Source organism: uncultured Ruminobacter sp. (assembly GCA_902764345.1).
Taxonomy (GTDB): Bacteria; Pseudomonadota; Gammaproteobacteria; order Enterobacterales; family Succinivibrionaceae; genus Ruminobacter.
The window spans coordinates 26,997-41,193 of sequence record CACWVT010000013.1 but is presented as its reverse complement, the minus strand read 5'-3'; the positions used below and the strand labels follow the sequence as shown (position 1 = coordinate 41,193).

Sequence of the window (14,197 nt, the reverse complement as noted above, 5' to 3'; positions counted from 1 at the left end):
ATCCAAAAATCAATACATGTTTTTAAAAAACACCCAAACCGCCTAGGATATGGGTTATGTTGTTATTTTCACTTTAAAACAAGTGGGAATCTCGAGTTTTGAACATGTTTTGAACAGAAGGCAGTAGTCCTGTATTATGCTTTATGCATAAAAATCGGAGCTTACGTTTAAAATCCCCTTGAAAGGATGTTTAAGAATTTTTTAAAAGACAGTTTTCATAAAAAGTAGTACAATTAACGGGTGCATGAAAAGTACGGAGGTTTTAGCTTCCTGATGACGGTTTCATCCCTGGACTTTTATGCAGACTGCAGTTTTAGGCAGCATGAAAATATTTAATACGGTAGGTGTAGTACCGGTGCTGCTTTAAATGAAATGAACGTGCCGTCAGACGGCATCTGAATTGTTGACCGGTGATTTAAAATCATCGGTAGTTTTTTGTTATTTTGTCTTAATAAGAATGAGGACTTTGATATGTCAATTATCAAGATGACTGACTTAGACTTAGCCGGTAAGAGAGTATTAATCCGTGCCGACCTTAACGTACCTGTAAAAGATGGTAAGGTTGCTTCTGACAAGCGTATTACCGCTACCATGCCAACCATTAAGTACGCTCTTGAAAAAGGTGCAAAGGTTATGGTTACTTCTCACCTCGGTAGACCAACTGAAGGTGAATACGATGAAGCTTTCTCATTAAAGCCAGTAGTTGATTACTTAAAGGATCACATGGATTGTCCGGTACGTCTCGTAAAGGATTATCTTGATACTCCTGTTGACGTTAAGGCCGGTGAACTTGTAGTTCTCGAAAACTGCCGTTTCAACAAGGGCGAAAAGAAGAATGATGAAGCACTTGCCAAGAAGTATGCTGCTCTCTGTGACGTATTCGTAATGGATGCATTCGGTACTGCTCACCGCGCTCAGGGTACCACCTACGGTGCTGCTCAGTTCGCTCCTATCGCTTGTGCAGGTCCTCTTCTCGCTGCTGAACTTGACGCTTTAGGTAAGGCTATGGACAACCCAGCAAGACCAATGGTTGCTATTGTTGGCGGTTCAAAGGTTTCTACCAAGCTCGAAGTTTTATACTCTTTAGCAAAGATTGCTGACCAGATCATCGTTGGTGGCGGTATTGCTAATACCTTCATCGCTGCTGAAGGTAAGAACGTAGGCGGTTCATTATACGAACCAGATCTCGTTGATACTGCTAAGGATATCGCTAGCAAGACCACTATTCCTGAAGTTATCGACGTTGTAACCGGTAAGGAATTCAGCGAAACCGCAGCTGCTGAAACCAAGGATGTTGCTGATGTTGCCGCTGATGACAAGATTTTCGACTTCGGTCCAAAGAGCACTGCAAAGATTGTTGAAATCATCAAGAATGCAAAGACCATCCTCTGGAACGGTCCAGTAGGCGTATTCGAATTCGACAATTTTGCCAAGGGTACCGAAGAAATGGCTAAGGCAATTGCTGAAAGCGATGCATTCTCAATTGCTGGTGGTGGTGATACCATCAATGCAATCCAGAAGTTCGGTGTAACCGACAAGATCTCTTACATCTCTACCGGTGGTGGTGCATTCCTTGAATTCGTTGAAGGCAAGAAGCTCCCAGCTGTAGAAATTCTGGAAAAGCGTGCAGCTGAACAGGCTTAATTAATGAAATTAAACGGGAGGATGTCAGTCCTCCCGCTTCTGCTTTTATTTTATAAATCAATATATATATTGGGAAATTATCTAAATGACTAAGATTTTAGACGTTGTAAAGCCAGGCGTTATTGCCGGTAAGGATTTAAACAAGGTTTTTGCAGTTGCCAGAGAAAACGGCTTTGCAATTCCAGCTGTTAACTGTGTTGGTACCGATTCTATCAATGCCGTTATCGAAGCTGCCCGCGTTGCTCAGGCTCCGGTTATCGTTCAGATTTCTAACGGTGGTGCTCAGTTCATCGCTGGTAAGGGTTTAAAGCTTGAAGGTCAGAAGGCTCAGGTTTTAGGTTCTATCTCTGCTGCTTTACACGCACGTAACGTAGCTGAAGCTTACGGCGTCCCTGTAATTATGCACACTGACCACTGCGCTAAGAAGCTTCTTCCATGGATCGACGGTCTTCTCGATGCTGGTGAAAAGTACTATGCTGAACACGGCGTACCTTTATTCTCTTCTCACATGATCGACCTTTCAGAAGAATCTTTAAAGGACAACATCGACCTCTGCTGCAAGTACTTAGAACGTATGGCTAAGATCGATATGACCCTTGAATTAGAATTAGGCTGCACCGGCGGTGAAGAAGATGGTGTTGATAATTCAGGTAAGGATGAATCAGCTCTCTACACTCAGCCAGAAGACGTTTACTATGCTTACGAACGTTTAAGCAAGATCAGCCCTAACTTCACCATCGCTGCATCATTCGGTAACGTACACGGTGTTTACCAGGCTGGTAACGTTAAGCTTAAGCCAACCATCCTCCGCGATTCACAGGCTTATGTAGCTGAAAAGTTAGGTCTTGCTAAGGGTGCTAAGCCATTAAGCTTCGTATTCCACGGCGGTTCAGGCTCAGCTGCTCAGGATATCCGTGACGCAGTTAGCTACGGTGTTGTTAAGATGAACATCGATACCGATACCCAGTGGGCTACCTGGAGTGGTGTATTAAACTACTACAAGGATAAGGAAGCTTACTTACAGGGTCAGTTAGGCAACCCAGAAGGTGAACATGCTCCTAACAAGAAGTACTACGATCCACGCGTATGGTTACGTAAGGGTCAGGAAGGCATGATCGCTCGTTTACAGGAAGCTTTCGAAGAATTAGGTTCTAAGAACTCCCTCTAATGTCTGATTTCAGATATTTATAAATAATACTAACCCCGGAAATTCCGGGGTTTTTTACATGTTTGAGTTTTAATTATAATGTTTAATAATATTCCGCATCTGTATTATTTTTGCAGACACCATGGTCATGGTTTTCGCTTTAGAGGACATTCAGGTGGTGGTGATCTGTTCAGTGATGAGTTTCTTAATACCTATCCTTTTGTTAAGTATATTCTTCTAATTGTCTTTCTGGTATTTGCCGGATTTTTACTGTACTGTCTTCTTAATGAGCTTGTGAATAAATCTGACGGCAAAGGAAACAGGAGCAGACCTAAGGTGAATAGTTGCAGACGTAGCGATTATGACAGGAATGTTGCGGATCGTTATAAGCACTGATGATTGTTGCTGCTGACACAATACGTGAATACCTGCGTAAGATCTCTATGCTTGAGGATGTTTTTTTCAGTTCAGATGTTTTGACTTAGAAATATAGCTTTGAGCAGTTTGTCAGCCTCATCGCGGTAGAATTCAGATTTGTCATTATGGAGTATGCCCAGATGCTGTCTGCTCCTCAGTATAAGTTCACGTAAAACGATCAAAAGATCCTCCGGAATTTCCGGACAACTTCCCTGGAATAATCTGTTGTTGAAAAATTTGAGTACAGCCTGATATTCTGTCAGTGGGGCGGTAATATCATTTTCAATGTGCTGAATGTCGTTGCTGAGTTTAAGATTTTCACTTCTGAGCTGGTTCAGAGTTTTTTCAGCATCGTGTATCATGCTTTCAATGCCTGAGGAACCGAGAGACTGATAATTTTCGCAGGTCTCCGTGACCTGCTTATTCTCGTGGTTTGTATCTGGGCTGTTTGTCGCATAACCTAGCCCGGAAACATTGCTTTCACCAGTTTCAGAGCTTTTGACTGGCTCTTCCAGATAGCCTTTCTGCCGCAGAATTTTCTGCAATGTGCCATAAGACCCGCGTCCAAGAATTTTTCTCATGTTGATGGTTGAGACTTTCTGATTGGTCGCTTCCAGGTTTTTTATGGCCAGTTCAATCTCAGTAGTTGTAAACCCCGTCATTTTTATTCCTGTTAAGTAGATCCCTAAGCATTTTTTCAATATTCATCAGACTCTGGTAACCTCCGTTGAGACGAAGGTTGTCCATATTGTTTTTCAAGGATTGGATACCGTTCAGAAAATCCTCTATAAGCATGCGTTCCATATTGTCTATTGTGCTTTGAGAAAAATCTGCATGCTGTTTGAGAAACTTCCATTTTAGTTCATCATCAGGCATGAATTTAACATGTCTGTTTTCCTGTGAGAGGTGCCGTACCAGAATTGTTTTTACCAGATTAAGAAGAATGATGTTTTCTATTAATGATGGATCGTGCAGCTTACGGATTTTTTCCCTTAGGGATTCGTTGCGACACTGTTCCCTGATTACTGATTTCTGCAACTGAGTGAGAATCTCCAGCCGCTCCATGTCAGTAGCTTCCGTCGTCTTGCGTGATATTTTGTTTTTTGCTGTTCTGATGCCGTTTTTTTCCAGAATTTCCAGGATCGTGGAATAGGAACCGTGACCGAGAGAGTCTCTGATTTTATTCACGCTGACCTTTTCTCCTTTAAGAAGAAGGCTTCTGGCAATGCGTAAAACTTCAGCTTCGGTTATGGGAGTCATAGGTATCCGGTAAAATGATTCTGAAATAACGATGACATCAGTATATAGAATATTCATGCATGTGTCCAAGCCTAATATCTCAAATCACGGCTATCGGAACCAATGCGAAAAAGCTGTTTTCAATGTTTTTGAGGAGTAATGCACGATTGGCAATGTTAAGTGCATATACATAAAAAAGGAAAAGACCCGACCGGGTCTTTTCCTAATATTGAAAAATCTTAATGAGCCATTAGAACTTCTTAGGGCAGGCTTCACGTTCACTCATAGGCTTAACCTCTCTGGTTGGACTTCCTACGTAGATCTGACGAGGTCTGCCGATACGTGAATCGGCTTCTTCATTCATTTCAATCCAGTGGGTAATCCAGCCGATGGTTCTTGCCAGTGCGAAGATTACGGTGAACATGTTGGTTGGAATGCCGATTGCGTTCAGAATGATGCCTGAGTAGAAGTCCACGTTAGGGTAGAGCTTACGCTGAATGAAGTATTCATCGCTGCGTGCGATTCTTTCGAGTTCAACGGCGACGTCAAGAATAGGATGATCCTTGATGTTCAACTCCTTCAGAACTTCGTGGCAGGTGTCACGCATTACGGTTGCTCTAGGATCGTAGTTCTTGTATACGCGGTGGCCGAATCCCATGAGTCTGAACGGATCGTTCTTATCCTTTGCCTTGGCGATGAATTCAGGAATGCGATCTACTGTTCCGATACGTTCGAGCATTCTCAGACAGGCTTCGTTTGCACCGCCGTGTGCAGGCCCCCAAAGAGATGCAATACCGGCAGCAATACATGCATAAGGGTTGGCACCTGAAGAACCTGCGAGACGTACTGATGAGGTTGATGCGTTCTGTTCATGATCTGCATGGAGAATAAAAATTCTGTCAAGCGCCTTTTCAATTACAGGATTAACCACATATTCCTCACAAGGGGTAGCAAACATCATGTGAAGGAAGTTGCCTGCGTAGCTTAAATCATTCTTAGGAGACATGAACGGCTGACCTATTGAATACTTGTAGGCCATGGCTGCGAGGGTTGGCATCTTGGCAACAAGACGCATGGCGGTCAGTTCGCGGTGTTCAGGATCATAGATATCGAGATTGTCATGATAGAACGCTGAAAGAGCACCGGCAATACCGCACATTATTGCCATCGGGTGGGAGTCTCTGCGGAAAGCCTTGAACAGTGAGTTAATCTGTTCATGAACCATGGTGTGGTAGGTTATGCGCTTTTTGAAGTTCGCATACTGTTCTTCGTTAGGCAGATCTCCGTTGAGAAGAAGGTAGCAGACCTGAAGGTAGTCGGTCTGTGTTGCCAGCTGTGCAATTGGGTATCCGCGATGGAGTAAGATGCCCTTTTCACCATCGATAAAGGTGATCTTTGATTTACATGAGGCCGTTGAAACAAAACCAGGGTCGTAGGTAAAGTATCCATGAGAACCGAGAGCCCTCACGTCAATTACTTCCGGACCTTCCGTTCCCTTCAGAATGGGAAGTTCAATCGGATCCAAACCCGGTATATTGAGAATAGCAACTTTCTGATTAGTCACTTCGGACATTTTTAGACTCCTTCATAATAAATCTTTTTCGTGGCGGACAGTTATTGAAATTGCTTACATAGCCATTCGTCAAAAAACTGCTACTATTATAACCATAATGAAAGCATTTGACATAATTAAAACATGTAAAAGCCAAAATATTTACATGATAACGCTGTCATTGATGACTTGTGTTGCAGAATATCGGTGCTGATTTTTATCCTGAAAATCAGTAGTTGTAACTGACATCAAGTATTACTCATTAACTTATTGTTGATCTTTGACTTTAAATTTATGGTGTGTATGGCTATAATTGACAACGGTTTAACCTTAATAAGTCGTTTTCCGCAGTGGATGTTTTTTCGTGGAAATTCCCGGACGGGATGTATGTTGGTTCTCGCTGTTTCTGAGAACGGATTCCGGGGTTTTTACCAGATTACGTGAAAATGTTTTGGAGATCTGAGTTTAGGATCGGGTCTGCCGCATGTAGTTTATTCCGGCATGTAGACCGGAGGTCGGGAAACGGGCAACTTTTTTATATACAGGTTTTGTACAAAATGAATTTACATGAATATCAGGCCAAAGAACTTTTAAGAAAATACGGATTACCTGTTCCTAAAAATACGGTTTGCAGTACTCCTGCCGAGGCGGAAAAGGCTTTTGAGGAGTTTAACGGAAATCCGGTTGTTGTTAAATGTCAGGCGTATACCGGCGGCAGAGGCAAGGTCGGAGGCGTAAAGGTGTGCAGAACTGCAACCGAAACGGCTGAATTTGCAGAAAAATGGCTGGGTAACAGAATTGTTACCGTGCAGACCGGCGAACGCGGACAGCCGGTATCCAAGTTACTTATCGAAGAGTGTTCCGATATCAGAAAGGAACTTTATCTCGGGGCTACCATTGACAGGTCAAAGGCACGTGTGGTCTTTATGGCTTCAACGGAAGGCGGCATGGAAATCGAGAAGGTTGCAGCCGAAACCCCTGAAAAGATTTTTAAGACTGTTATTGATCCGATAAGCGGTGCAATGCCGTTTCAGGGCAGGGAACTTGCTTTCAGACTCGGACTTACCGGTGATGCTTTTAAGCAGTTTGTAACCATGTTTCTCGGCATGAGCAGAATGTTCCATGAACAGGATCTGTCTCTTCTTGAAATCAATCCGCTTGTAATAACCGGTGACAACAGACTTCTGTGTCTCGATGCGAAAATCAATATCGACTCCAATGCACTGTTTCGTCACAAGGATCTGGCCGAACTTGATGATCCTTCACAGCAGGATCCGCGTGAAGCCAGGGCTCAGGCTGTAAATCTTAACTATGTTGCCCTTGACGGAAACATCGGATGCATGGTTAACGGTGCCGGTCTTGCAATGGGAACAATGGATATCATTAAGACCTATGGAGGAAATCCGGCAAACTTTCTTGACGTGGGCGGCACGGCAACAAAAGAACGTGTGGTTGAGGCCTTTAAGATTATTCTGTCTGACAGTAATGTGAAGTGCATTCTGGTAAACATATTCGGCGGTATTGTTCGCTGCGATCTTATTGCTGACGGCATTATCGGTGCCGTTGCTGAAGTTGGTGTCAGCGTGCCCGTTGTTGTCCGTCTTGAAGGTAATCAGGCTCCGGCCGGTCTGGCAAAACTTGATGCCAGCGGACTTAATATCATTTCTGCAAATTCTCTCAGGGAAGCTGCTGAGCTTGCGGTAAAGAGTGCACGTTAGGAGAAGGTAATGGCTATTTTATTAAACAGTGAAACCAAGGCTATCTGTCAGGGATTTACAGGTTCTCAGGGAACATCACACTCCGAGCAGTGTCTCGCATACGGTACCAAGCTTGTCGGCGGTACGACTCCGGGAAAGGGCGGTCAGGTTCACCTCGGTTTACCGGTATTTAATACCGTAAGGGAAGCGGTACAGGAAACAGGTGCTACAGCCACAATGATTTACGTTCCTGCCCCTTTCTGTAAGGATGCGGTGTTTGAAGCTATTGATGCAGGGATTAAGCTTATTGTCTGCATAACTGAAGGAATTCCTACACTGGACATGCTTCAGATAAAGAGACGTCTTGAGGGCACTGACATTACCATGATCGGTCCAAACTGTCCTGGTATTGTGACCAGTGGTGAGGCTAAGCTCGGTATCATGCCTGCTTCAATTCACATGAAGGGTAAGGTAGGTATCGTTTCACGCAGCGGAACTCTTACCTACGAGGCCATAAAGCAGACAACGGATGCCGGATTCGGTCAGACTACCTGTGTCGGTATCGGCGGCGATCCTATCCCGGGCTCCAACTTTATTGACATTCTGAAGCTTTTTGAAAAGGATGATGCAACCGAGGCAATCGTAATGATTGGTGAAATCGGCGGTACGGCAGAAGAAGAGGCTGCCCAGTACATCAGGGAACACGTAACCAAGCCGGTCGTAGCATACATTGCAGGTGCGACCGCTCCTAAGGGCAAGAGAATGGGGCATGCCGGTGCGATTATTGCCGGTGGAAAGGGAACCGCTGAGGAAAAGTTCAGGGCATTGGAAAGTGCGGGAGTGAAGATTGTAAGATCTCTTGCAGACATAGCCGACGGCTTAAGGGAAGTTACAGGCTGGAAGTAGTTTCCTGCTGTAAACGGCCCGCAACGTTTTTCTGAAAAATATATTGTGTCGGAAAACAGATAAAAAATCCCGGGAACGGGATTTTTTATCTTGATTATTTCGAATTTTTTTTGAATTCCGGATTTTTATTTTGAAACATAAATAAATTCGCATTTTAGTGAATCCTGTTTGGGATATAATTGCATTCTGTCCGTGCCGAAAGGCTTACCGGATCGGGATAATGAATTTAACTTAGGTTAACGGGATACGCCAGACCGTATGTCCGGTTAGCCTGGAACCGGGTGTTTTATCATCATGTCTCTGCTGAAAATGTTACCGCTGAGCGTTGCCATCGGACTCCGCTATGCATTTGCATCGTCAAATCACCGTTTTGCCACGTTTATTGCATTACTTTCCATGATAGGCATAATGCTTGGAGTGGCCGCACTGATTGTGGTTGTTTCCGTGATGAACGGGCTTGAAGGGGAACTCAAGGACAGACTTCTGTCATCTGTTCCTCATGCGGTTGTAACAACTGACAGTGACATGATAGTTCAAGACTACGACGTGGAAAAAATCACAGGGATAAAAGGTGTGCTGGCTGTAGCTCCTCAGATTACCGACGATGTTATGGTACAGGGAAGAAACGGCATTTATGGAGCCACCATGCTCGGCATAGATCCGAAATCCTATCCGGGAATTGATCTTGTCAGGGCTTCTGCAGGTTCCGAAGCCTTTAACAGTCTTGTACCGAGAAGCTTTGAGGTTATTTCCGGATGGGATACGCTGGAGCTTCTTAAAACCAATATTTCTGATGAAATGCGCATCATTTCCGCTTCATATGTCAAATTTACTCCTTTCGGCAGGGTTCCGTCACAGCGTCTTTTTACTGTTTCAGGCGCATATTCGGTCGGAGGCATGCCGTCAAAGATGATTCTTGCCAATATCGAGGATGTTCGTAAGCTTACTCACATGCAGAATGGATATGTTTCAGGTTTCAGAGTATGGCTCGAGGATCCGTTTGAAATCGGCAGTTTCACTGAAGAAATGAGGAAAATAGATCCATCAGTCACCGTAAAGGACTGGCGAATAGAGCTGGGTGAGTTCTTCCAGAGCGTGGCCATGGAAAGAATCATGATGGGGCTGATGCTGGCTCTTATAATTATGGTGGCCATATTCAACATGCTTTCGTCCCTTGCCATGGTGGTAAGCAGTAAGGTTGCCGAAATCGCTGTAATGCGTACCATGGGGCTGAGCCAGTCCTCAGTTATGAAAATTTTTATTACTGAAGGTGCGGTAAGCGGTATTATCGGTTCCTTTCTGGGACTTGGTCTGGGGCTTATTACGGTTAAATTCCTTGATAAGATTCTGAATGTTCTCGGAATAAACCTTTATATTTCCGCTGGAGGAAGCGGAATACCGGTACAGGTGGTAACCATGCAGATTGTCATGATAATGGTTATTACCGTGGCACTTAGCTTTGCCATCACCATATATCCTTCAATCAGGGCTGCAAGACAGTCTCCGGTGGAATCACTTCGTTATGAGTAAGGTAAATCACATGAGTATTGATAATGATCGTGAAATATTATTAAGAGCTGAGGGAATCAGTAAAGATTACGTTGAAAGCAGTGTGGTTACTCATGTGCTTAAGGGAGTGGATCTTGATATTTATACCAACGAGATGGTTGCGGTCATAGGCTCATCAGGTTCGGGAAAAAGCACCCTGCTGCACATTCTCGGAACTTTGGATAAACCTTCAAAGGGAAGTGTTTATTTCAAGGGGGATAACCTTTTTAAGCTCAGCAGCAGACGTAGGGATTATTTCAGAAACCACAGTCTGGGTTTTGTGTATCAGTTCCATCATCTGCTCAGTGATTTTACTTCATACGAAAACGTGGCATTTCCTCTTATGATTTCAGGGGAATACACCAAGAAGCAGATTGATGACAGGGTAAGGTATCTTCTCGACAGGGTGGGGCTTGCTCACAGAATGAACCATCGTTCTTCAGAGCTTTCCGGCGGTGAAAGACAGCGAGTGGCCATCGCAAGGGCTATAGCCAATAAGCCTGAGCTGATTCTGGCTGACGAACCTACCGGAAACCTGGATTTCAGGAGTGCGGGTGAGGTATTCGCACTTTTAAGCGAGCTCAGAGAGGAAAATGGGTGCTCAATGCTGGTCGTAACCCATGACAGGGATCTTGCCTCCAGATTTGAGAGAACCTGTGAAATGTCAGACGGACTGATTAAGGTGAAATAAGTTATGTTTTTACCGTTAAAAGTTGGTTTACAGTTCTCAAGAAGCAAGAAAAAAACCATTATGTCTGGTTTTATATCCATTGCTTCCATTGTCGGAATAACTATCGGCGTGGCTGCGCTGATAATCGGTCTGTCCGCAATGAACGGTTTTGAAAAAGAGGTCTCTCACAGGGTTCTTGGGGTAATGCCTGTTGTCGAAGTGCGCTCAATGAGCGGCTATTTTGACGATGCGGATAAGGTTGCCGAGAAAATTCAGGACAGACAGGGGATAACCGCAGCATCTCCGGGAATGGTAATTAATGCCATGTTAAATCATGACAACAGATACCGTTCTGCAAGAATTACGGCTGTGAATGCCGCTGACTACAGACAGGTGGTGAGCGTTGATGAGTTTATGGTTAACCCGAATGTGACTCTTGCGGATTTAAAGCCTGATGAGGATGGTGTTGAGGGGCCTAAAATTGTTCTCGGATTTGATTTGGCCAGGAAACTGGAGGTCGCCGAAGGAGATTCCGTTGAGCTTATCGTTACCAAAAATAACAGTAACGGTACCATGAGTGCTCCTCTTGGGATTAACTGCAGGGTTGTGGGAGTTTTCAGAATCGGCGGTCAGCTGGACAGTGTCATTGCGTACGTTGATTTGAGTACGATACGCAGCCTTCTTGGCATGGAGAAGAATCAGTCTTCCAGCATTTTTGTAAAAACAGACAGCTTTTTCAATTCAATAAACGAGGCAAGAACTGCCGTCATGGAGCTTGTGAATTCCGTGTCCACACCTATGGGACTTCAGAGCTGGATGGATCAGGCAGCCCCGCTGTACAGAGATATTCAGATGATTCGTACGGTAATGTGTCTGGCGCTGCTGCTTGTGATAGTTGTGTCCTGCTTCAACATAGTTTCCAGTCTCATAATGTCGGTGAATGAGAAGCGCAGCGAAGTGGCCATTCTTATTTCCATGGGGTACTCCAGGTTTCAGGTAATGCAGACCTTTGTGGTACAGGGGCTTTTCAGCGGTATATACGGCACAGTTTTCGGAGTACTTTTCGGCCTCGTGATTGCCATAAACCTTACGGAAGTGATAAATTTCATTCAGAATGTATTCGGTATCAGAATTCTTAAATCAGAAACATACTTTATGGATTATGTTCCTACGTCGGTTAACTACTGGGAGGTTCTGGCCATTGCTGCAGTATGTATTCTGATTGCCCTGCTGGCCGCAGTGCTTCCAGGCATTAAGGCTGCCTACATTAATCCTGCCACCGAATTATCAGGCAAGTAACTCGTGGCTTTATGGAGGAATTCACATGGAATGTGCTATGGATGCAGTGATTTCAAAGGCTTCACGTGATGATTTGGCGGAGATTCTTCAGCTTCAGTACAGTGCTTTTTACACCGTTGCTGAGAGTATGGGGGATTTCAGTATTCCTCCGCTGACGCAGACTATTGAAGAGCTTACTGATGAGTATGAGCACGGGCTTGTGCTGAAGCTCGTCTGTGACGATATAATTGTGGCTTCTGTAAGAGCCTTGGTGAATGGTGACACTGTTTATGTTGGAAAGCTGATAGTCAGTCCCGGTTACCGTCATCGGGGATATGGCTCCCGCCTTCTTGCAGAGATAGAGAAAATTTTTCCCGAAAAAAGATACGAGCTTTTTACATCGGTTGCAAGTCCGGAGAATATCCGTTTATATGAGAAAAACGGATATGTCATCTTTGACAGAAAGACTGTAAGTCCTAATCTCACGTTTGTCTACATGGAGAAGATATGCAGCTGATGACTGCACAATAACGGATTCCAAAAGAAGATGGGCCTTTAATGAAAAACATTAAAGGCCCTTTTCGTTTATGTTATGTTACGGAAAAATCCGTAGGGACCACGTTTTTACTTAACGAACTTGAAAGCACTGCGTGCAATTACGAGTTCTTCGTTGGTAGGAACTACAACAATCTTAACCTTTGAATCTTCAGAGTGGATTGGACCGCTACCGCCAAGATAAGCACGAGCCTTGCTGTTGGCTTCCTGGTCAAGCTTTGCACCGAATACTTCCGGTAAGAGTTCTACAACGCGCTTTCTCATTAAGTATGAGTTTTCACCGATACCGCCGGTAAATACGATGGCATCAACGTGTCCAAGTGGAACGTAGTAAGAGGCAATGTACTTGGCTAAACGATAGCAGAACATTTCGAAAGCCAGGGTACACTTTTCATCACCCTTTTCATAGCCTTCGGTGATGCCTCTCCAGTCGGAAGTGGTGGTGGAAAGAGCCATAAGGCCTGACTTCTTGTTGAAGATTTCGCGAACTTCTTCAACCTTGTAACCTAAAACGTCACACATGAAGAATACTACTGATGCGTCGATTGAACCGCAACGGGTACCCATTACAAGACCGTCGAGAGGAGTGAGCCCCATAGAGGTGTCTACGCACTTGCCGTTCTTAACGGCAGTTACGGAAGCACCGTTACCGAGGTGACAGGTAATGACGTTGAAGTTTTCCGGATCTGCATTAAGCTGCTTTGCAACTTCTGCTGCAACGTAGCCGTGAGAAGTACCGTGAGCACCGTAACGTCTGATACCATTCTTGGTATAGAGTTCTTCAGGAATTGCGTATCTGTAGGCAACAGGAGGCATGGTCTGGTGGAAAGCAGTGTCGAATACGGTTACGTGAGGAACGTTAGCAAATGACTTTCTGGCTGCTCTGATACCGATAAGGTGGGCTGGGTTGTGTAAAGGTGCGAAAGGAATACACTTTTCAATACCTGCTTCAACTTCGTCGGTAACAAGAGTAGGCTCAGTGTAAAGTTCACCGCCCTGCACGATACGGTGGCCTACGGCACAGAGGGAATCCAGAAGATCCGGACGGGTTGCGAGAATGTTGCTGTTCAGGAAGCTGATTGCGATGTCGTGGTCAGCCTTGTTTCCAAGATCCTGACTCTGTTTGTCCTGACCTTCGAATCTCCATTCAATTCTTGCTTCAGGCAGATTTAAATATTCTGCGATACCGTTTAAATATACGTGACCATCCTTAGGGTTGATAATGGCGAACTTTACAGAAGAGCTGCCACAGTTGATAACCAGCACGGTCTTTTCAACATTTGACATAAAAAATCCTTAAATAAACAAAAATAACCTCAAGTCACTGAATGTGAGAGGTTTATCCGGAATCTTGTTGGGGTTTATAAAAACGACAATTGGACTGTCCCGAGGGATAATCCAATAATTTCACGCAATTTTAGCACACTATGGATTATTTTTCTAAATTAAAATGTACAGGGAGAGGTTTTGTTTTCACCAGAGGCTGATGACTGTTGTAAATACACTCGTCCGTGTGCTTCGGAACCGAACGGTAATTAAGATTT

General features: G+C 44.4%; 13 protein-coding genes. 9 read left to right on the top strand and 4 right to left on the bottom strand.

Translation table 11 applies throughout. The features are described 5' to 3' along the window. Positions 1-471 precede the first annotated feature (471 nt). From QZU58_RS04095 to QZU58_RS04085, 3 genes are all read left to right on the top strand, one after another. Positions 472-1,644, top strand: a complete 1,173-nt coding sequence (locus QZU58_RS04095; protein WP_294495192.1) for a phosphoglycerate kinase — start codon at positions 472-474, stop codon at positions 1,642-1,644. Positions 1,645-1,729: 85 nt separating this feature from the next. Further along, entirely contained in the window at positions 1,730-2,812 is a 1,083-nt protein-coding gene (gene fbaA, locus QZU58_RS04090; RefSeq protein ID WP_294460979.1) for a class II fructose-bisphosphate aldolase, read from the top strand. 78 nt (positions 2,813-2,890) lie between these two features. Further along, positions 2,891-3,187, top strand: a complete 297-nt coding sequence (locus QZU58_RS04085; protein ID WP_294495189.1) for a hypothetical protein — start codon at positions 2,891-2,893, stop codon at positions 3,185-3,187. Between the two features lie 71 nt (positions 3,188-3,258). On the opposite strand, the gene QZU58_RS04080 is transcribed toward QZU58_RS04085, so the two are convergent. The 3 genes from QZU58_RS04080 to gltA all read right to left on the bottom strand — a co-directional run bounded on the left by QZU58_RS04080 (position 3,259) and on the right by gltA (position 6,020). Beyond that, complete coding sequence (locus QZU58_RS04080; protein WP_294495186.1) at positions 3,259-3,870, bottom strand: hypothetical protein; 612 nt, start codon at positions 3,868-3,870, stop codon at positions 3,259-3,261. Beyond that, a complete protein-coding gene (locus QZU58_RS04075; RefSeq protein WP_294495185.1) occupies positions 3,848-4,468 on the bottom strand; it encodes a DNA-binding protein in 621 nt (206 codons plus the stop codon). Before QZU58_RS04075 ends, QZU58_RS04080 begins: the two co-directional genes overlap by 23 nt. Before the next feature lie 229 nt (positions 4,469-4,697). Further along, positions 4,698-6,020, bottom strand: coding sequence for a citrate synthase (gene gltA / locus QZU58_RS04070; protein ID WP_294495182.1), 1,323 nt, complete (start codon positions 6,018-6,020; stop codon positions 4,698-4,700). A 536-nt stretch (positions 6,021-6,556) separates the two neighbouring features. Between gltA and sucC the strand changes: the two genes are divergently transcribed. The 6 genes from sucC (at position 6,557) to QZU58_RS04040 (ending at position 12,615) form a co-directional block, all read left to right on the top strand. Continuing rightward, complete coding sequence (sucC, locus tag QZU58_RS04065) at positions 6,557-7,717, top strand: ADP-forming succinate--CoA ligase subunit beta (RefSeq protein WP_294495180.1); 1,161 nt, start codon at positions 6,557-6,559, stop codon at positions 7,715-7,717. Between the two features lie 9 nt (positions 7,718-7,726). Beyond that, on the top strand, positions 7,727-8,602 hold the full coding sequence (sucD, locus tag QZU58_RS04060; protein ID WP_294495177.1) for a succinate--CoA ligase subunit alpha: 876 nt from the start codon (positions 7,727-7,729) through the stop codon (positions 8,600-8,602). A 294-nt stretch (positions 8,603-8,896) separates the two neighbouring features. Continuing rightward, a complete protein-coding gene (locus QZU58_RS04055) occupies positions 8,897-10,132 on the top strand; it encodes an FtsX-like permease family protein (RefSeq protein ID WP_294495174.1) in 1,236 nt (411 codons plus the stop codon). A gap of 10 nt (positions 10,133-10,142) precedes the next feature. Next, the gene (locus QZU58_RS04050) at positions 10,143-10,841 is read left to right on the top strand and encodes an ABC transporter ATP-binding protein (RefSeq protein WP_294461193.1); all 699 of its coding nucleotides are present in this window, start codon (positions 10,143-10,145) and stop codon (positions 10,839-10,841) included. Positions 10,842-10,844: 3 nt separating this feature from the next. Beyond that, positions 10,845-12,119, top strand: coding sequence for an FtsX-like permease family protein (locus QZU58_RS04045; RefSeq protein WP_294461191.1), 1,275 nt, complete (start codon positions 10,845-10,847; stop codon positions 12,117-12,119). Positions 12,120-12,144: 25 nt separating this feature from the next. Beyond that, positions 12,145-12,615, top strand: a complete 471-nt coding sequence (locus QZU58_RS04040) for a GNAT family N-acetyltransferase (RefSeq protein WP_294495171.1) — start codon at positions 12,145-12,147, stop codon at positions 12,613-12,615. Between the two features lie 107 nt (positions 12,616-12,722). On the opposite strand, the gene QZU58_RS04035 is transcribed toward QZU58_RS04040, so the two are convergent. Beyond that, entirely contained in the window at positions 12,723-13,940 is a 1,218-nt protein-coding gene (locus tag QZU58_RS04035; RefSeq protein WP_294461187.1) for an acetate kinase, read from the bottom strand. Positions 13,941-14,197 lie beyond the last annotated feature (257 nt).

Coding starts and splice junctions, on each gene's coding strand:
- QZU58_RS04095 (WP_294495192.1), top strand. CDS start 472: ATGTCAATTATCAAGATGACTGACTTAGACTTAGCCGGTAAGAGAGTA.
- fbaA (WP_294460979.1), top strand. CDS start 1,730: ATGACTAAGATTTTAGACGTTGTAAAGCCAGGCGTTATTGCCGGTAAG.
- QZU58_RS04085 (WP_294495189.1), top strand. CDS start 2,891: ATGTTTAATAATATTCCGCATCTGTATTATTTTTGCAGACACCATGGT.
- QZU58_RS04080 (WP_294495186.1), bottom strand. CDS start 3,870: ATGACGGGGTTTACAACTACTGAGATTGAACTGGCCATAAAAAACCTG.
- QZU58_RS04075 (WP_294495185.1), bottom strand. CDS start 4,468: ATGACTCCCATAACCGAAGCTGAAGTTTTACGCATTGCCAGAAGCCTT.
- gltA (WP_294495182.1), bottom strand. CDS start 6,020: ATGTCCGAAGTGACTAATCAGAAAGTTGCTATTCTCAATATACCGGGT.
- sucC (WP_294495180.1), top strand. CDS start 6,557: ATGAATTTACATGAATATCAGGCCAAAGAACTTTTAAGAAAATACGGA.
- sucD (WP_294495177.1), top strand. CDS start 7,727: ATGGCTATTTTATTAAACAGTGAAACCAAGGCTATCTGTCAGGGATTT.
- QZU58_RS04055 (WP_294495174.1), top strand. CDS start 8,897: ATGTCTCTGCTGAAAATGTTACCGCTGAGCGTTGCCATCGGACTCCGC.
- QZU58_RS04050 (WP_294461193.1), top strand. CDS start 10,143: ATGAGTATTGATAATGATCGTGAAATATTATTAAGAGCTGAGGGAATC.
- QZU58_RS04045 (WP_294461191.1), top strand. CDS start 10,845: ATGTTTTTACCGTTAAAAGTTGGTTTACAGTTCTCAAGAAGCAAGAAA.
- QZU58_RS04040 (WP_294495171.1), top strand. CDS start 12,145: ATGGAATGTGCTATGGATGCAGTGATTTCAAAGGCTTCACGTGATGAT.
- QZU58_RS04035 (WP_294461187.1), bottom strand. CDS start 13,940: ATGTCAAATGTTGAAAAGACCGTGCTGGTTATCAACTGTGGCAGCTCT.